The organism is Methylobacterium pseudosasicola, from assembly GCF_900114535.1.
GTDB lineage: Bacteria > Pseudomonadota > Alphaproteobacteria > Rhizobiales > Beijerinckiaceae > Methylobacterium > Methylobacterium pseudosasicola.
Genome location: NZ_FOTK01000008.1, coordinates 193,417 through 210,848, shown reverse-complemented (window position 1 = coordinate 210,848; position 17,432 = coordinate 193,417). Strand labels below are relative to the sequence as shown.

Below are 17,432 nucleotides of genomic sequence, written 5' to 3'. Positions count from 1 at the left end.
CTCTTCGTAGGTCTGCCGGATCAGGTCGGCCTGCGCCTCGATAGTGTGCGAGCGTTGATCGCCACCCATCGGCTTGGCCTGCGTCCGCCCCTCCTGCACGAAGGCCCCGTGCCAGCGCACGGCGCTGGCCGGGCTGATCTCGAAACGTCGTGCCGCTTCCCGGCGTGACGCGCCCGCCTCGATCGCAGCCACGACCCGCTCGCGCAGATCGACAGATAGGGCAGACGCCATCGGCTCTCCTCCTCGGAAAGCCGCGCATCGAATCACAACCCCGTCGTGGCGGAAACCCCAGACGATTCAACCCGGTCGGTGACTGCTCTAGGTCCGATGGTAGGCGCCTATGACTTGCCAGGGTGACAGCCGAGAAAGCATCGCGGCAGCAGGCGATGGGTCGCGGAGGGCTATCCTTCCTCCACGGATCCCAGGTTTCCGCAGACGCTTCAGCCTCCACCCTGTCATCCCGGGGCGCCGCAGGCGAGCCCGGGATCCAGAGCCGCCGTCAGCGCAAGCCATTCATCCGCCAATGCTTCTGGATCCCGGGTTCCGCTACGCGGCCCCGGGATGACGGGGTTGTTTTTAGAACGGTCTCTGCAAAGACCGGGAGTCGCCGGCCAAGCGCAACAGTCCGATGCCGACCGTTACTGCAAACATCTCGAAAGCGCTGAATCATGTCCTTTACGAGCACGTGGAATGCGCGTCGTCTGATAGCCGAATCGGGCATGTGAGACTCAGGGGTGGTGTGTCCGCTTTCCACCCCAAGTCGAAGGGGCTGCACGTCCGACGCATGGACGCTTTCGAAAAGTGCCGGTCGCTGTCTGCATGACCGTGAACGGTCGAAACCCGACCACGCCGGGGTTCGGCTTTTGCCCGCTAAGCCAGAGCCGGCGGCGTCCGGTCCCGGCCCGGAAGAACCTTCCCCGGATTCATCAAATCTGCCGGGTCGAGCGCCGCCTTCACCCGGCGCATCAGGTCGAGCCCGACCGGGTCACCGTAATACGCGAGCTCGTCGCGCTTGATCAGGCCGACGCCGTGCTCGGCCGCGATCGAGCCGCCGAGCTCGTGCACGATGTCGTGGACGATCCGGTTGAACCGGCCCCATTCCGCCAGGAACGCCGCGCGGTCTAGGGCCGCCGGCTGGGTCAGGTTGAAGTGGATGTTGCCGTCGCCGAAATGGCCGAAGCCGCAGGGGCGCAGGCCAGGCATCGCCGCGAGGCAGGCCGCGCCCGCCCGCTCCAGGAACTCGGGCAGCTTCGAGAGCGGCACTGAGACGTCGTGCTTGATCGAGGCACCCTCCCGGGTCTGGGCCTCGGGCACGCCTTCGCGCAGGCTCCAGAGCGCGGCGTTCTGGGCGCCGCTCGCCGCGATGGTCGCGTCGGCGATGATCCCGGCCTCCAAAGCCGCACCGAGGGCGGCTTCCAGCTCGGCCCGGGTATCTGCGTCGGGCCGCGCGGAGGAGATCTCAATCAGCGCGTAGGCCCCATGGTCCCCGGAGAGCGGCCGGACCGTGCTGGGGACGTGGCGGAGCACGATCTCCAGGGCGAAGGGGGGCAGGTACTCGAAGGCCGTGAGGTCGCGGTCCATCCGGGCGCGGAGGTCCACGAACAGGTCCAGGGCGGCGCGGGCGGAGTCGAGGCCCACGAAGGCGACGCTGGTGGAACGCGGCCGCGGAAACAGCTTAAGCACCGCCGCGGTAACGATGCCCAGCGTCCCCTCGGAGCCGATGAACAGCTGCTTGAGGTCGTAGCCGGCATTGTCCTTCCGGAGCGCCTTCAGCCCGTTCCACACCCGCCCGTCGGCCAGCACCACCTCTAGCCCGAGGACGAGGTCCCGGGCATTGCCGTAGGCCAGCACCGCGATGCCGCCGGCATTGGTGGCGATACCGCCGCCGATCCGAGCGGACCCCCGCGACGCGTAGGAGAGCGGGAACAGCAGGCCGGCCCGCTCGGCCGCATCCTGCACCTCCGAGAGGATCATCCCGGCCTCGACGGTGATCGTCGAATCCACCGGATCGAGCGCGCGCAGGCGGTTCATCCGCTCCAGCGACAGGACCACGCCGCCCTGCGGGATGCCGGCGCCGGTGAGCCCGGTATTGCCGCCGAGCGGCACCACGGCGATGCCGGCCTGGGTGCAGGCCCGGACCGCGAAGGCGACCTCCTCGGTGCTGCCCGGGCGCAGCACCGCCAGCGCCGAGCCGGTGAACAGCTTGCGGCTCTCGACCAAGTAGGGGGCGAGGTCGTCCGGCTCCGTCAGCACGTGCCGCGCGCCGAGCCCGTCGCGCAGGGCGCTGAGCAGCGTATCGTGGGTGAGGGCTGGCGGCATCATCGGCAAAATTTTGTAGACCAGGGCGTAGGCCTTGCAAGCGCCGGGATGGCGCAGGCCCCTGCACGCCTTACAACCCTTACCCACGCCTTACCCACGCCCGGGACGGCCAAGCGCCCGGATCAGGGCGCCCCACCGCAGAGGTTGCGATGCTCTCCGTCATCCAGAACCCGCCCCGCATCGCCCTGCCGATCGCCGGCAGCAGCGACCTGTTCCCCGTGCGCCGCGTCTACTGCGTCGGGCGCAACTACGCCGCCCATGCCCGCGAGATGGGCGCCGATCCCGACCGCGAGCCGCCGTTCTTCTTCATGAAGCCGGCCGATGCCCTGCAGTGCGTCGGGTCCGAGCCGACGCCCCACACCTACCCGCCCAAGACCGAGAACTACCATTTCGAGGTCGAGCTGGTGGCCGCGCTCGCGGGCGGCGGCAGCGACATCCCGGTGGAGACGGCTCTCGACCACGTCTATGGCTACGCGATCGGCCTCGACATGACCCGGCGCGACCTCCAGGACGAGGCCAAGAAGCTGTCGCGGCCCTGGGATCTCGGGAAAGCGGCCGACGGCTCCGGCCCGATCGGCGCCCTCTACCCGGCCTCGGCGATCGGCCATCCGGCCAAGGGGTCGATCACGCTCGCGGTGAACGGCGACGTCCGCCAGAAGGGCGACCTCGCCGACATGATCTGGTCGGTGGCCGAGCAGATCGCCTACCTGTCGACCTACTTCACCCTGCAGCCCGGGGACCTGATCTTCACCGGCACCCCGTCGGGCGTAGGCCCGGTGCGGCGCGGCGAGCGCATGGTCGCGGCGATCGCCGGCCTGGGCGAGATCACCCTCGACGTCGTCTGACAGCGCCCCAAAACATGCTTCTCGACCGGCCGTTCCTGCGGCGCCTGTTCCACCTCGGGGCGCTCGCGTCCCGGGGCGTGACGCTCGGCGTGCGCGGCGTCGCCCTCGATGGAGAGGGGCGCGTCGCCCTGGTCCGCCACACCTACATCAGCGGCTGGCACCTGCCCGGCGGCGGTGTCGAGCGCGGCGAGACCGCCAGCGCCGCCATGGAGCGCGAATTCCGCGAGGAGGCGGAGATCGTCGCCGAGGCGCCCCTGCGCCTGCACGGGCTCTACCGCAACGCCGCCGCCGCGCCCCGGGACCATGTCGCGGTGTTCGTGCTGCCGGCCTTCGCGGTGCTGCGCCCGAAGGCCCCCGACCGGGAGATCGCCGCCTGCGGATTCTTCCCGGCCGATGCACCACCCGAGGGCACCACCCGGGCGACACTGGCTCGGCTCCAAGAGATCCGCCAGGGCCTCCCGCCCGACCCGAATTGGTGAATCGTCACGAACCTGAAAAAGGGCGCTTGCGTCCCCCGGCGGAATGGTGTTTAGAGAGCGCCGCCGGGGGCCGCCGGCACGGAAGTCCAGGCGGCCAGGCACTAGTGAGCGGGTGTAGCTCAGGGGTAGAGCACAACCTTGCCAAGGTTGGGGTCGAGGGTTCGAATCCCTTCGCCCGCTCCAGTTTTCCAAATCCCGGTTGAGATCTTGCAAAACGCCCGCATGGGCGTTTTTGCTTTTTGAGGCTTAGCCTGCCTCTGCTGGTTTCGGCGAGACGCGATCAGTCCGCTTCAGTGCGACGCGGCAATTGCTGCGAAGAGACTTAGCGCCGGCGGCACACCCCCCTTCAATTCTTCGCCTAATTGGCGGTGTGGGCGAAGAGCCGGCGAAGGCTGCGGCCTCAGCTCCGCGCCCCATCGGCGAAATGTTCGCGGATCCAGCACTCCCCTGAGATCCGGGCGCCGTTCTGGGTCACGAAGGCGTAGGGCGAGTGCTCCACCACCGCGCCGCCGCCCGCCCGGATGATCCAGCGAAAGCACCGCGGATCGCTCGCGCAGGGAATGACTTCGACGCTGTGGGCGGCTATCAGATCGATCGACATGGCAGATTAACGTACCACGCCGGATTTCCGCTCCAACGCGCCGCCCCGCACGGTTACTTAAGTGTGCCATCGCACGCTCGTGAAAGGTGCATCGACTGTTCGGCGGTGGCGAAGATTTCACCCGCGCATCGGTTCGACCGGACGCTCGCGCGCCGTTGCAATCCGCCATTTCCTGACGTGGCACAAAGACTTGCCAGACTGCCCGCGATCTCTTTCGCGCGCGCCCCCAGACCGCACCAGAGGACACGGCATGCCGATCAACGCGCTCAACGACCGCAAGAAGCTGTCGAGTGACTTCAACGAGGCCAACGACGCCTTCATCGACGAAGTGCTGAAAGCGCTCCAGTCCGGGCAGATTCCGATGGATCTGGCCCGCGCCTACCTCGCGCATCCGGTCGCGATGATGCACACGGATGGCGCCCAGGCGGTCGCCAACTACTTCGACCGGATGCTGGCGCAGCGGCCGAACATCGACTGGACGCCCGGCGACTGATCGGCTCGGGCCGGGAAAGGGATAGCGGATGACCCTCGACGAGGTCGAAGACCTGAAGCGCGCACGCGGCGCCCTGGCGCGGCAGAGGAACGCCATCGCCAAGCGGCTGGGCGGCCTCGACGTCGCCCCGATCTCCATGGCGGAGGACCTGACCCGGACCCTGCTGGCGATCGAGGCCGTCGACCGCGCCCTGGTCGATGCCGGGCAGCCTCACGTCGATATCGGCGCATCGCACGACGCGTAGCCGGAGGGCGCCCGCCACGACCTTGCGCACCGCTCCCGGGCGGGCATACAGGCGGAACGGTGCGAGGAGACCCGACCATGACCGACCGCCTGCCCGGCTTCAACACGCTGGCGATCCATGCCGGCGCCGCGCCCGACGCGAGCACCGGCGCGCGGGCCACGCCGATCTACCAGACCACGAGCTTCGTGTTCGACGATGTCGACCACGCCGCCTCGCTGTTCGGGCTCCAGGCCTTCGGCAACATCTACTCGCGGATCACCAACCCGACCAACGCGGTGCTGGAGGAGCGCATCGCCGCGCTCGAAGGCGGCACCGCGGCGCTCGCCGTGGCCTCGGGCCATGCCGCCGAGTTCCTGACCATGCACGCGCTGATGCAGCCGGGGGACGAGTTCGTCGCCTCGAACAAGCTGTATGGCGGCTCGATCAACCAGTTCAATCACTCGTACAAGAACTTCGGCTGGTCGGTGGCCTGGGCCGACAACGACGACCCGGCCTCGTTCGAGGCGGCGATCACGCCGCGCACCAAGGCGATCTTTTGTGAGTCCATCGCCAATCCGGGCGGGGTCATCACCGACATCGCGGCGCTGTCCGCCGTCGCGAAAAAACACAACCTCCCGCTGGTCGTCGACAACACCATGGCGACGCCGTACCTGATCCGGCCGTTGGAGCACGGGGCCGACATCGTCGTGCACTCGGCCACCAAGTTCCTCGGTGGCCACGGCAATTCGATCGGCGGCCTGATCGTTGACGGCGGCTCGTTCCAGTGGGCGGGCGACGCGCGCTATCCGATGATGAGCCAGCCCCGGCCGGAATATTCCGGCATGGTGCTTGCCGAGACCTTCGGCAATTTCGGCTTTGCCATCGCGTGCCGCGTGCTCGGCCTGCGCGACCTCGGCCCGTCCCTGTCGCCGTTCAACGCCTTCCTGATCCTCAACGGCATCGAGACCCTGCCGCTGCGGATGCAGCGCCATTCCGACAACGCCCTGGTTGTGGCCAAGCACTTGGCGCAGCACGAGGCCGTGGCCTGGGTGAGCTATCCAGGCCTCGAGACCGACCGCTACCACGCGCTTGCGCAGCGCTACACGCCGAACGGGGCAGGCGCGGTCTTCACCTTCGGGCTGAAGGGCGGCTACGAGGCCGGGGTGAAGCTGGTCTCGAACCTGCAGCTGTTCTCGCACCTCGCCAATATCGGCGACACCCGCTCGCTGGTGATCCACCCGGCCTCGACCACGCACCGCCAACTCACCGTTGACCAGAAAACCGCCGCCGGCGCGGGCCCGGAGGTGGTGCGGCTGTCGATCGGGCTGGAGGATCCGGCGGACCTGATCGAGGATCTGGACGGCGCGCTGCGGGCTTGAAAGTGGCCTTCCCACTTTCAAGCGGGTGAGAGCAGGGCAGGCATCTCGCGCGGCTTTCGAGGACCTGATTCGTAGCTATCCCGTCATTGCGAGCGTAGCGATGCAACCCAGGGATTCGCTAAATTTTGAGATCGTGCGCTGCCCTGGGTTGCTTCGCTACGCTCGCAATGACCGCGTTGGATGATGGGCTGAATGATCTGACGGGGAACCGCGTAATTCGGGATCTCCCAACTGCGCCTTTCCTCTTAGATGCGCTCGCGAAGCGGGCGCTTCGTCAGAAGGCCTCCAGAATCTCAACGATCTCTAGAGGCCTTCTTTGAGGGCGCTTCGCGCTACCTCAGGATGAGGTGGATGGGTAGGACAGGCCCAAGCCTAAAAAACCTCGTCCGCTAGAGCCATCGTCGTCTCCGCCCCGGCCTTGATCCGCGCGAGACGCAGGCTCGTCTCCGGCAGCATCCGCTCCATGAAGAACCGGCCGGTGGTAAGCTTGGAGTCCCAGCGGGGCGAGGCCTCCTCGGCGTTGCGGGCCTGGGCCGCCTTGGCGATCCGCGCCCACATGTAACCGAGTGCCACGAGGCCGAAGAGGTGCATGAAGTCGGCGGCGCCAGCGCCGGCATTGTCGGGCTTCGCGAAGGCGTTCTGCATCAGCCACATCACGGCGCCCTGGAGATCGTTCAGCCCGGCCTGGAGCGGCTGGGTGAACGGCGCCATGGCGGGATCCTCGCCGTGGTCCTTCAGGAAGGTCTGGACCTCGCCCAAAAAGGTCATCATCGCCCGGCCGCCGTCCTTGGGCAGCTTGCGGCCGATCAGGTCCATGGCCTGGATGCCGTTGGCGCCCTCGTAGATCATGGCGATGCGGGCATCGCGCACGAACTGCGACATGCCCCATTCCTCGATGTAGCCGTGGCCGCCGAACAGCTGCTGCGCCTCGACGGCGTTGGCAAAGCCGCGATCGGTGAGCACGCCCTTCACCACCGGGGTGAGCAGGCCGAGATGGTCGTCGGCAGTCTGGCGCTCCTTGGCATCCTCGGACCGGTGCAGGATGTCGGCCTGCAGGGCGGTCCAGAGCATCAGGGCGCGGGCGGCCTCGTTGAAGGCGCGGATCTGCATGAGCGTCCGGCGGACATCCGGATGAACCAGGATCGGGTCCGCCGCCTTGTCGGGCGCCTTGGCGCCGGTGAGCGCCCGGCCCTGGAGCCGCTCCTTCGCGTAGGCGACAGCGTTCTGATAGGCGACCTCGGATTGGCCGAGCCCCTGGACGCCGACCGCGAGCCGCGCCTCGTTCATCATGACGAACATGGCGTTGAGGCCGCGATTCTCCTGGCCGACCAGCCAGCCCGTGGCGCCGTCGTAGTTCATCACGCAGGTACTGTTCCCGTGGATGCCCATCTTGTGCTCCAGGGAACCGCAGGACACGCCGTTGCGGGCGCCGAGCGAGCCGTCCGGGTTCACCAGGAATTTCGGCACCACGAACAGGGAGATGCCCTTGGTCCCGGCCGGCGCGCCCTCGATCCGGGCGATGACCAGGTGGACGATGTTCTCGGCCAGGTCGTGCTCACCGGCCGAGATGAAGATCTTGGTGCCGGTGAGGCTGTAGGAGCCGTCGCCGTTCGGCACTGCCTTGGTCTTCAGGAGCCCGAGATCCGTGCCGCAATGCGGCTCGGTGAGGTTCATGGTGCCGGTCCAGGCGCCCTCGACCATCTTGGGCAGGTAGAGCGCCTTCTGCTCGTCCGTGCCGTGGACCAGGAGCGCGGCCATCGCCCCCTGGGTCAGGCCCGGATACATCCCGAGCGCCAGGTTCGCCCCGGAGGCGAATTCCTGCATGGCGGTGTTGACCGTGTGCGGCAGGCCCTGGCCGCCAAATTCTTCCGGGACCGCGAGGCCCATCCAGCCGCCCTTGGCGTAGGCGTCGTAGGCGGCCTTGAAGCCCGTGGGCGTGCGCACGCTGCCATCCGGCTCGCGGCGGCAGCCTTCCAGATCGCCCGCCCGGTTCACCGGAGCCAGAACCTCCTCGGCGAGCTTGGCGCCCTCGCGCAGAACCGCCTCGACCACGTCCGGAGAGGCATCGGCGAACCCGGCTAGGTTGTCCCGGTTGTGGAAGCCCAGGACATCGTTGAGCAGGAACAGCGTGTCGTCGACCGGTGCGCGGTAAATCGGCATGACCTGGTTCCCCCTTGCGCGGGCTGATCGCCATTATCGGCCCGCCCGTTTGCGGGCATCTAAGCGCGTGCCCGCGTCCGGAGCAACGGCGCAGCCGACGCGGGCGGGCGACGTGTCAGGCTCATGCACGCCTGCGCCGAAGATTACTGGGTCAACCTCGCCTTAACCGTGTGTTTACCAAGAAAGTTAAAGGTCGCCTCGAACGATCCGGCACCCGCGTTCCGTGGATACCGTCTCTCGGTCCCGCCCCGCGAACAGGATCAGCGCTGAACGCTGCCGACGACAGGCCTCCGATGACCCGTAACGCCATGCCGCAGCTCGACAGTTTCGACCCGGAGGTGCTGGATGCCGCCCGTGATGTCGCGGCGCGAGCGGGGGTGCCGCTCGAGACCTGGATCGCCTCGGTGGTGCCCCAGCAGCAGAGCGTGCAGGGGAATCGCCGCCCGCGTCGCCGGCCCCGCACCGAGAAGGCCGTTAGGCCGGAGGATCGGCACGAGATCGATCACCACGACGACCTCGCGGACCAAGCCTCCCGATTCGCACGGCCGGCCGAGACGCTGCCGGAATCGGGCCCCGACTCCTACGGCCAGGGCTTCGCCGCCCTGATGAGCCGCATCGACGGCCTCAACCGGACCCTCGACGAGGAACGGCGCCTCGCCCAGGAGGCGGAAGCCCGGCGTCTGGCTGAGATCGAAACCCGGATCGAGCGCGCCCTGAAGGCGACGCCGGTCCAGCAGGTGACCGAGCGCCTCGGCGACATCGAGCGGCGCATGTCCCTGCTCGGCGAGCAATTCGCCTCCGCGCGCCCCGCCGCCCGCCGCGGGCGCCCGGACGTGGTCGAGGTTCGGAATGCCGTCCAGGATATCCGCCAGCGCCAGCGCGAGTTGTCGGAGGGCGTCGGCGAGCGGGCGCTCGTGGCCGGCCAGTCCGATGGCGGCGTCGTCGCGAGCATGCGCATGGACCTCGCCCGCCGCCTGGAGGCTCGGGTCGAGGAGATGGCCGGCCCGTCGGCCGCCGTGTCCGAGTTGCAGCGCGAGACCGTGCGCCTGCGCGAGGCGATCAACCAGCTGGCGACCAGCCGGGATGTCGGCGCCCTCGAGCAGGCGGTGATCTCGCTCGCCCACGGCATCGAGCGGGCGCAGGTCGGCACCGATCTCGCCGCCATCGCGGCCCCGATCGAGCAGGTCCGGGCGCAGGTCGAGCGCCTGGCCGAGCAGGTGGCCGAGAACGTCCACACCCGCGTTGCCGATGACGTCCGCCGTCTGGCCGAGCGCCTCGACAGCGTCGCCGCCACCGGCCCCGCCGGTTCGGACGGCCATACCCTGGCCGGCCTGTTCGCCGAGCTTGAAGAGATCCGCCGCCTCATCGGCGCCCTGGCCGGTCCGGAGCGCATCCAGGGGCTGGCGAACAGTCTCCAGGCCATGAGCGCCCAGATCGCGCAGTTGCAGCGGACCGGCACCGATGCGAGCTTGCGCCCGCTGCTGGAGGAGATCCGCAGCGACGTGCGCACCGCCGCGCCGGCGGCCATCGCCGAGCAGATCCAGACGCTCGCCGACAAGGTCGACGGCCTGTACACCCGGGACCAGCGGTTCGACCGTTCCGGGGCGTCGGATCCGGCTCAGTCCGGCGACATGGCCTCGATCCACGCGATGCTGCGCAGCCTCGTGGACAAGGTCGATCAGGTCGGCAGCCGCTCGGAATACGAGGGCCTCGACGCGTTGGAGAAGCAGGTCGTCTCGCTGGCGGGCCGGCTCGATGCGCCCCGCGGCGGCGATCCGGCCCTGGCCGGCCTCGGTCGCTCCATGGACGACCTGCTGCAGCAGGTCGCGGCGCTCCGCGAATCGGCGCCCAGCGAGGCCGCCGTCGAGCGCGCCGCGCGCAACGCCGTCGCTCAGACGCTGAAGGGATCCGCGATCCCCAGCGCCGATCTCGGTGAGATCGGGCTTCTGCGGGCGAGCCTCGCCGACATGCAGGCGCGGCAGATCGCGTCGGACCAGCGCCTCGGCGCCACCCTGGAGGGCGTCCAGTCCGCCCTCGAACGCCTGGTCAACCGGCTCGGCCCGGCCGAGGCGATGAACCCGCGAGGGCCGTCCCTCGACGATCGCCTGCTCGCCTCGACCAGCCCGGAGGTCGCCCGCAGCGCTGCCTCCGAGGCGTCGCGCCTGGCCGACGACCTGCTGGAGCCCGGTAGCGGGCGCCCGGGACGCGAGCCGCGCCCGGCGCGGGAGACCGCTGCCCGCCGGGCCACCCGGGACCGTTCAGCTGAGCCGGCGCGCGGCCGTCCGGACCCGGAGGCCGGCGAGACCGACATCAAGACCAGCTTCATCGCGGCGGCCCGCCGCGCCGCCCAGGCCGCCCAGGCGGAACTGGCCGCGGAAGCGCCGGCCGATCGCCGGGACCTGCGCGCCCAGAAGGGCGACAGCGAGCCGGCGGTATCGGGAGAGAGCCGCTTCGATCGCCTGCGGGCCGAGATCAACCGCCGCCGCCGGCCGCTGCTGCTCGGGCTGGCCGCCATCGTGCTGGCGCTCGGCGCGCTCCAGGCGATCAGCCTGCGCGCGCCCGAGGAGGCCCCCCGCCCGGTCCAGACCTCGCAGGTCGCCCCGGCCCGGACCGAGCCGGCCCGGGACACGCGCCCTGAGGCCGCCCCCGAAGCGCAGACGCCCAAAGCGCCGATCGCCGATCCCGTGACCACGCAGGCCATCCCGACCACGCCCCCGTCCGACCCGCGTCCGGCGAACGTCAAGGCGGCGGTGCCGCAGGTCTCGGGCATGAACACGATGCAGGCGGATCTCGGCACCCTGCCGCCGGCACTCGCCAAGGTGAAGCAGGCGGCGCTCGACGGCGACGGCACGGCGATCTGGGATCTGGCGACCCGCGAGGCGGATGGCCGGGGCATGCCGCGTGACCTCGCTGTTGCGGCAAAACTGTTTGAGAAGCTGGCGGTCGCCGGCTACGCCCCGGCTCAGTACAAGCTCGCCGGTCATTACGAGAAGGGCTCGGGCCTCGTCCGCGACCTCGACAAGGCGAAGCTCTGGTACGGCCGCGCCGCCGAGCAGGGTCATGCCCGTTCGATGCACAATCTGGCAGTGCTCTACGCCGAGAACCCCGCCGCCAACGGCAAGCCCGACTTCGCGTCGGCGGCCTCGTGGTTCCGGCAGGGGGCCGAGTTCGGCGTCCGCGACAGCCAGTACAACCTCGCGGTGCTCTACGCCCGCGGCCTCGGCCTGACGCAGGATCTGGTGCAGTCCTACGCCTGGTTCTCCGCCGCGGCGGCGCAGGGCGACGACGACGCCGCCAAGAAGCGCGACGACGTGGCGAACAAGCTGAGCCCCGCCGACCTCGCCAGCGCCAAGAGCCTCGCCGCCACCTTCAAGCCGCGCAAGATCGACCCGGCGGTCAACGAGCCGCCCGCCCCGAAGGAGGGCATCACCGCGCCGATGTCGCTGCTCGGCGCACCCACGCCGAACCCGAACACCTTCACCGCGCCGTCGCGCAAGTCATAGTGGTCGCGGATGGCGGCTCGAGCATCACCCCGAAAGGCGGCAAACCGTTCGGGGTGATGCTCTCTTTTGCCGCCCCGATCCCAGCTTGACCGCTCTGCCGTGATGCGGGAACGCTTCGCACAGGTGGTACCGCCCGTGTTGAAGACGCGTGGCCGCTGCCCGTAGGGCGGCTCGGAGGATGGATGGCGCATCGGAACCCCGTCCCGATCAGCGCGCTCGTGCTCGGCGTGGCCGGCCTCATTCCGTTCCTGGGCTTCGCGGCGCTGGCTGTCTCGGGCACCGATGGCGGCCTGAGCAGCATCGGCCTGTCGCCGCGGACGATCCTGTCAGCCTACGGGGCGGTGATCGCGTCGTTCCTGGGCGGAATCCGTTGGGGCGCGGCCGCCGCCCGCAATTCCGGTAACGGCGATTACCTCCTTGCGATCATCCCATCCCTGGTGGCCTGGGCGGCGATGGCCGCGCCGGCGCCCTGGGATCTGCGCATCCTCGGCGCCCTGGTGTTGGCCTGGGGCTTGATCGATCAGGACCTGCCCCGCCGTGGCCTCGTACCGCTGTGGCTCGGCCGCCTGCGGCTCGTCCTCTCCGGCGTCGCCGGTGCTGCTCTCTTGGTGGCCGCCTGAACCGCGCAAAGCCGCTGCGGTTTCCGGCCGGAGCGGGGGGCCGGTTTTTCCTGCGCTCGCAAGGGCGGCAGAGGCCGTAACGTCCCTAAGAATCAAAGACAGACGGGACGAGCGGGCGATCAGCTATCGGCGGCCATCTCGCGGAGCAGCTTCAGCACCGCGCCGCGGCGGGTCGGCGACCGGATCGCACGGAACAGGGAGGCGGCCTCCTCGCACTGCGCGATGCTCGGCCCGGACGGATCGGCCGGCGTGGACTCGACGCGGAAGAAATAGGCGGGCGGCACGTCCAGAGTCTGGGCGATGCGTTCGAGCAGGTAGCGCGTCGTCGGAGGCGTCTCATCGTCGATCATTGGCTCGAAGCTCGCACCCGATACGGGTCACACATCGAAGCCGAAGTGAATTCGGCCTCGCGGGAGAGATTTCGCCGACAACCTATCGCCGAAGCGCCGCAGATGCCATCCTAAGGTTGTGGTGGCCAGCGATTTGTCGCGCTACGTGCAAAATTTCGGGGCGAGCATGCCGCAAGCGAGACATTTGGACAGGACGTTCAACGTCTTACGTGATCTCGACCGGGCCGCGACGCCCGACGAGATCGCCCGCCTGCTGGTCGGCGCACTCGGGGGCTACGGGATTTCCTACGTCATGGCCGGCATCGTGCCGGAGCCGAACCTCCCGGCGCGGCGTCACGCCGGATACGTTCTGGCCAGCACCATGCCGGAGGAATGGGCCCGCCGTTACGTCGCCCGCGGCTACGCGGTGCACGACCCGACGGTTCGCCGCCTCTGCACCAGCGCCGTGCCATTCGACTGGGGCGCCGTGCAGCCCGACACTCCGGCGGCCGGTCGCGTGATGAACGAGGCCACCGAGTTCGGCATCCGGGCCGGCCTGACGATCCCGTTCGTCACCCTCGACGGCGAACCGGGCGGCATCAGCTTCTCCGGTGCGGCGATCGAGATCGAGGCGGCCGACCGGATCGCGGTCAATCTGGTGGCGACCTACGCCGTCGGGCAGTTGCTGCTGATGAACAGCCGGCCGGTGCCCGGCGAGCCGGTGCGCCTGTCGCCCCGGGAGCGTGAAACCCTGCAATGGGCCGCCGAGGGCAAGACCGATGTGGAGATCGGCATGGTCATGGGCATCACCGCGGCGGGGGTCGATTACCATCTGCGCTCGGCGCGCACGAAGCTCGACACGGTCAACAAGGCGCATACCGTGGCCCAGGCGCTGCGGGCCGGCCTGATAACCTAGAGGCAACACCAGCGCGGACGGGCACCCCGCCGCCCGCAGCCGATATTTGCGGTTGTATTGACCGCTTTCGATGCACGCGACCCTACGGTTTTACGTAGTACACACCCGGCCACCGACGCGGGACACTCACGCCATAGAGACGTGAGGTTGTTCCATGATCCATGTGGTCACCCCCGCCAACGCGCTGCAATATGCCGGCGCGATGGAGCAGGCTTGGCGCCTGCGGCACGAAATCTTCGTCGAGGAGAAGGGCTGGACCGATCTGGCCCGGCCGGACGGGCGCGAGATCGACCAGTTCGACACGGCCCACGCGGTGCACTTCCTGGCCATGGAGGGCGACAGGGTCATCGGCTACAGCCGCCTGCTGCCGACCACCCGCCCGCACCTCCTGTCCGACGTCTATCCGCAGCTCTGCGAGGGCGAGCGGCCTGCCGGTCCCCATCTCTGGGAATGGACCCGCCAGGGCGTGGCCCGCTCGCACCGTGCCCGGGGCCGGGTGGTCAACCCAGTCTCGATCGCGCTGCTCACCGGCATCGTCGAGTGGGGCATGGCGCACGGCCTCACCGGCCTGCTGCTGCAGATGCCGACCCTCTACATGATCCACGTCATCCAGCTGCATTTCCGCGCCCAGCCGCTGGGCCTGCCGGTGCTGATCGGCGGCGAGGAGATCATGGCGGCCACCGCCGCCTTCGACGAGCGCACCCTGGCGCGCCTCCGCACGGTGCATGGCGACAGCCGCTCCGTCCTCGTGTCCGAGCCGGCCTACCTGGCTGCCTGATGAGAAGTCCCAACATGAATGATGCCCCGCTGGACACCCTCGCGGCCCAGTGCCTGACGGTGCGCGACCTGATCGATTCGGTCGGCGACCCGCTGATGCGGGCCGCGATCGACCTGTTGCTGATCGAGGTCGGCCGCGCGCTCGCGGAGAGTTGCGGGCCGGATCGTCAGGCGGAAGCCTGATCAGGCAGGGGCTGCGGCTCATTGCGCCGTGGCCCCTGCTTGGAACTCGCGCCTGCTGTGCTCGGCGCGCGATTGACCGTCCCGGACCAGGGCGCCAGTTCGACCCACGGCCGGTCTATCCGGATCGGCCGGGAATTGAAGGTCGAGGTCGGGATGCGGTGCATAGGGTCTGGCGCCGGGCGAGTTCCGCCGATGGTCGCGACGACGTGCAGGACCCCGACCGTGATGGTCTCCCGGCCGATGATCGATTGCGCGGGCGCCAGGGCGGCGGCCGATGTCTGAAGCATCGCTGGCCGATGCGGCCGGGCGACGGCCGGCGGAATCGAGCCGGATCTTCGCCTTCCTCCTCATGGCGTTCATCTGGGGCGCCGGTTGGCTGCCGACCAAGCTCGCCATGGAGGTCCTGCCGCCGATCTTCTTCGCCTGCCTCCGCTTCAGTTTCGCGGCGCTCGGGTTTCTCGTGCTGGCGCGGCTGCGCGGTTTCACGCTGCGGGTCGAGCAACCGGGGCGCGTCCTGGCGGCCTCGATGCTCATCACCACGGCCTGCTACGCCCTTGTGTTCTGGGGGCTCGCGCAGGCCCCGAGCGGGCTGGCCGCCGTGGTCAATCTCGGGCTGATTCCGATCTTCTTGATCGGCATCGGGGCGGCCTACCGGCAGGAGCCGATCACCCCGCTCCGGGTCGCAGCCATCATCCTCGGCCTCGCCGGCTTAAGCCTGCTGTTCTCCAGCCGCCTCGGCACCGGCGGGGAGGGCGGGCAGGCTGCAATCGGCCTCGCGGCGGTGGCGCTCGGCACGTTCGCCTATGCCTGGGGCACGGTGATCAGTCGCCCGCTGGTGCGCGTGACTCCGCCGGTCGTGCTGGCCTTCTGGCAATCGGGCCTCGGCACGCTCGGGCTGATCCCGATCTCGCTGGCCGTGGAGGGCTGGGATCCGGCCCGCTTCGCCGCCCTCCCAGACCCGCGCGTCCTGCAGGGGCTCGCCGTGATGGTCGGCGGCGGATCGCTGATCGCCTTCCCGATCTTCCTGATGCTGCTGCGCGACTGGGGCGCGTTCCGGGCCGGGCTCTACGCCTTCGTCAGCCCGGTGATCGCCGTCCTGATCGGCTACGCCTTTGCCGGGGAGCGCATCGATATGGCCGAGGCCGTGGGGATGGCGGTGACGCTGGCGGCGACCGCCCTGGCGCTCGGCCGGCCCCGCCGGACGACGACATGAAAACGGCGGGCGCCCTGGAGGCGCCCGCCGCTCAAGCCTTAACCGAAAAGTCGTCTCAGACGCCCATCGCGCTCTTCAGGTTCTGATCGACCTTATCGAGGAAGCCCGTGGTCGAGAGCCACTTCTGGTCGGGGCCGACCAGGAGCGCGAGATCCTTGGTCATGTGACCGGCCTCGACGGTGTCGACGCAGACCTTCTCCAGCGTCGCCGAGAACTTCGCCAACTCGTCATTGTTGTCGAGCTTGGCCCGGTGCGACAGGCCGCGGGTCCAGGCAAAGATCGAGGCGATCGAGTTGGTCGAGGTCTCGCGGCCCTTCTGGTGCTCGCGGTAGTGGCGGGTGACGGTGCCGTGGGCGGCCTCGGCCTCGACGGTCTGGCCGTCCGGGGTCATCAGCACCGAGGTCATCAGGCCGAGCGAGCCAAAACCCTGCGCGGCGGTGTCCGACTGCACGTCGCCGTCGTAGTTCTTGCAGGCCCAGACGTAGCCGCCCGACCATTTCAGGCAGGAGGCGACCATGTCGTCGATCAGGCGGTGCTCGTAGGTGATCCCGAGCGGCTTGAACTTGGCCTCGAACTCCTCCTCGTAGACCTTCTGGAACAGGTCCTTGAACCGGCCGTCATAGGCCTTGAGGATGGTGTTCTTGGTCGACAGGTAGACCGGGTACTTGCGGGCCAGGCCGTAATTCAGCGAGGCGCGGGCGAAGTCGATGATCGACTGGTCGAGATTGTACATCGACATCGCGACGCCGGCGTCCGGGAACTTGAACACCTCCTTCTCGATGACGGTGCCGTCGTCGCCCTCGAACTTGATGGTCAGGCGCCCCTTGCCGGGCACCTTGAAATCGGTAGCGCGATACTGGTCGCCGTAGGCATGGCGGCCGATCACGAAGGGCTGGGTCCAGCCGGGCACGAGCCGCGGCACGTTCTTGCAGATGATCGGCTCGCGGAAGATCACGCCGCCCAGGATGTTGCGGATCGTGCCGTTGGGCGAGCGCCACATCTCCTTAAGATTGAACTCCTTCACCCGCTGCTCGTCAGGGGTGATGGTGGCGCATTTCACGCCGACGCCGTGGCGCTTGATCGCTTCGGCGGCGTCCACTGTGACCTTGTCGTTGGTGGCGTCGCGATGCTCCACGCCGAGGTCGTAATACTCGAGGTCGACGTCGAGATAGGGATGGATGAGCTTGTTCTTGATCTCGGCCCAGATGATCCGGGTCATCTCGTCGCCGTCGAGTTCAACGACGGGGTTCGCTACCTTGATCTTCGCCATGGACCGATGCCTTCTCGCGTTGTCCCCGCGCACGGCATGCAAGGGCCGTGCGGTCGCCCGCCCGAATATCGACCGGGTCCGTATCGCCCCGGCGACATAGCGCGACCTTTTCGGCAGCGGAA

18 protein-coding genes and 1 tRNA gene are annotated in these 17,432 nt (G+C 68.9%); 12 read left to right on the top strand and 7 right to left on the bottom strand.

All coding sequences use genetic code 11. The features are described 5' to 3' along the window. The coding region (locus BM228_RS11060; protein WP_208612020.1) for a helix-turn-helix domain-containing protein at nucleotides 1-231 on the bottom strand (231 nt) is incomplete at its 3' end. 639 nt (nucleotides 232-870) lie between these two features. Next, nucleotides 871-2,319, bottom strand: a complete 1,449-nt coding sequence (locus tag BM228_RS11055; protein ID WP_092039963.1) for an FAD-binding oxidoreductase — start codon at nucleotides 2,317-2,319, stop codon at nucleotides 871-873. A 149-nt stretch (nucleotides 2,320-2,468) separates the two neighbouring features. On the opposite strand from BM228_RS11055, the gene BM228_RS11050 reads away from it, so the two are divergent. From BM228_RS11050 to BM228_RS11040, 3 genes are all read left to right on the top strand, one after another. Further along, nucleotides 2,469-3,164 carry a fumarylacetoacetate hydrolase family protein gene (locus BM228_RS11050; protein WP_092039912.1) on the top strand — a complete coding sequence of 232 codons (696 nt, stop codon included), beginning with the start codon at nucleotides 2,469-2,471 and terminating at the stop codon, nucleotides 3,162-3,164. Between the two features lie 14 nt (nucleotides 3,165-3,178). Then, nucleotides 3,179-3,643: an NUDIX domain-containing protein gene (locus BM228_RS11045; protein WP_092039908.1), complete on the top strand. Its 465-nt coding sequence runs from the start codon at nucleotides 3,179-3,181 to the stop codon at nucleotides 3,641-3,643. Nucleotides 3,644-3,751: 108 nt separating this feature from the next. Then, nucleotides 3,752-3,826 (top strand) — tRNA-Gly (locus BM228_RS11040). Between the two features lie 217 nt (nucleotides 3,827-4,043). Here the strand turns inward: BM228_RS11040 and BM228_RS11035 are convergent. Next, nucleotides 4,044-4,244, bottom strand: coding sequence for a hypothetical protein (locus BM228_RS11035; protein ID WP_092039905.1), 201 nt, complete (start codon nucleotides 4,242-4,244; stop codon nucleotides 4,044-4,046). Between the two features lie 250 nt (nucleotides 4,245-4,494). On the opposite strand from BM228_RS11035, the gene BM228_RS11030 reads away from it, so the two are divergent. The 3 genes from BM228_RS11030 (at nucleotide 4,495) to BM228_RS11020 (ending at nucleotide 6,339) form a co-directional block, all read left to right on the top strand. Next, a complete protein-coding gene (locus tag BM228_RS11030; RefSeq protein ID WP_007561629.1) occupies nucleotides 4,495-4,737 on the top strand; it encodes a hypothetical protein in 243 nt (80 codons plus the stop codon). 28 nt (nucleotides 4,738-4,765) lie between these two features. Then, nucleotides 4,766-4,981 carry a hypothetical protein gene (locus tag BM228_RS11025; RefSeq protein ID WP_092039902.1) on the top strand — a complete coding sequence of 72 codons (216 nt, stop codon included), beginning with the start codon at nucleotides 4,766-4,768 and terminating at the stop codon, nucleotides 4,979-4,981. A gap of 77 nt (nucleotides 4,982-5,058) precedes the next feature. Beyond that, nucleotides 5,059-6,339, top strand: a complete 1,281-nt coding sequence (locus BM228_RS11020; RefSeq protein ID WP_092039899.1) for an O-acetylhomoserine aminocarboxypropyltransferase — start codon at nucleotides 5,059-5,061, stop codon at nucleotides 6,337-6,339. A gap of 372 nt (nucleotides 6,340-6,711) precedes the next feature. Here the strand turns inward: BM228_RS11020 and BM228_RS11015 are convergent, their stop codons facing one another. Beyond that, complete coding sequence (locus BM228_RS11015) at nucleotides 6,712-8,499, bottom strand: acyl-CoA dehydrogenase C-terminal domain-containing protein (protein ID WP_092039896.1); 1,788 nt, start codon at nucleotides 8,497-8,499, stop codon at nucleotides 6,712-6,714. 293 nt (nucleotides 8,500-8,792) lie between these two features. Here BM228_RS11015 and BM228_RS11010 point away from each other — a divergent pair, with 293 nt between their 5' ends. Both BM228_RS11010 and BM228_RS11005 read left to right on the top strand, forming a co-directional pair. Beyond that, nucleotides 8,793-12,002, top strand: a complete 3,210-nt coding sequence (locus BM228_RS11010) for a tetratricopeptide repeat protein (protein WP_092039894.1) — start codon at nucleotides 8,793-8,795, stop codon at nucleotides 12,000-12,002. Nucleotides 12,003-12,184: 182 nt separating this feature from the next. Further along, nucleotides 12,185-12,622, top strand: a complete 438-nt coding sequence (locus tag BM228_RS11005; protein ID WP_092039891.1) for a DUF3429 domain-containing protein — start codon at nucleotides 12,185-12,187, stop codon at nucleotides 12,620-12,622. A 119-nt stretch (nucleotides 12,623-12,741) separates the two neighbouring features. Here BM228_RS11005 and BM228_RS11000 read toward each other — a convergent pair whose 3' ends face one another. Next, entirely contained in the window at nucleotides 12,742-12,972 is a 231-nt protein-coding gene (locus tag BM228_RS11000) for a hypothetical protein (protein ID WP_092039889.1), read from the bottom strand. Nucleotides 12,973-13,156: 184 nt separating this feature from the next. Here BM228_RS11000 and BM228_RS10995 point away from each other — a divergent pair, with 184 nt between their 5' ends. The 3 genes from BM228_RS10995 (at nucleotide 13,157) to BM228_RS10985 (ending at nucleotide 14,827) form a co-directional block, all read left to right on the top strand. Continuing rightward, the gene (locus BM228_RS10995; RefSeq protein ID WP_244537098.1) at nucleotides 13,157-13,867 is read left to right on the top strand and encodes a LuxR family transcriptional regulator; all 711 of its coding nucleotides are present in this window, start codon (nucleotides 13,157-13,159) and stop codon (nucleotides 13,865-13,867) included. 154 nt (nucleotides 13,868-14,021) lie between these two features. Then, nucleotides 14,022-14,645 carry an acyl-homoserine-lactone synthase gene (locus BM228_RS10990; RefSeq protein ID WP_092039886.1) on the top strand — a complete coding sequence of 208 codons (624 nt, stop codon included), beginning with the start codon at nucleotides 14,022-14,024 and terminating at the stop codon, nucleotides 14,643-14,645. A 14-nt stretch (nucleotides 14,646-14,659) separates the two neighbouring features. Then, complete coding sequence (locus tag BM228_RS10985) at nucleotides 14,660-14,827, top strand: hypothetical protein (RefSeq protein ID WP_244537097.1); 168 nt, start codon at nucleotides 14,660-14,662, stop codon at nucleotides 14,825-14,827. On the opposite strand, the gene BM228_RS33730 is transcribed toward BM228_RS10985, so the two are convergent. Continuing rightward, nucleotides 14,812-15,114: a hypothetical protein gene (locus BM228_RS33730; RefSeq protein ID WP_139234076.1), complete on the bottom strand. Its 303-nt coding sequence runs from the start codon at nucleotides 15,112-15,114 to the stop codon at nucleotides 14,812-14,814. The two genes, BM228_RS10985 and BM228_RS33730, sit on opposite strands and share 16 nt — an antisense overlap. On the opposite strand from BM228_RS33730, the gene BM228_RS10975 reads away from it, so the two are divergent. Continuing rightward, nucleotides 15,102-16,040, top strand: coding sequence for a DMT family transporter (locus BM228_RS10975; protein WP_092039879.1), 939 nt, complete (start codon nucleotides 15,102-15,104; stop codon nucleotides 16,038-16,040). The two genes, BM228_RS33730 and BM228_RS10975, sit on opposite strands and share 13 nt — an antisense overlap. A gap of 55 nt (nucleotides 16,041-16,095) precedes the next feature. On the opposite strand, the gene BM228_RS10970 is transcribed toward BM228_RS10975, so the two are convergent. Beyond that, nucleotides 16,096-17,310 (bottom strand): NADP-dependent isocitrate dehydrogenase, encoded by a 1,215-nt coding sequence (locus tag BM228_RS10970; RefSeq protein ID WP_092039876.1) that lies wholly within the window; start codon nucleotides 17,308-17,310, stop codon nucleotides 16,096-16,098. Nucleotides 17,311-17,432: the final 122 nt, after the last annotated feature.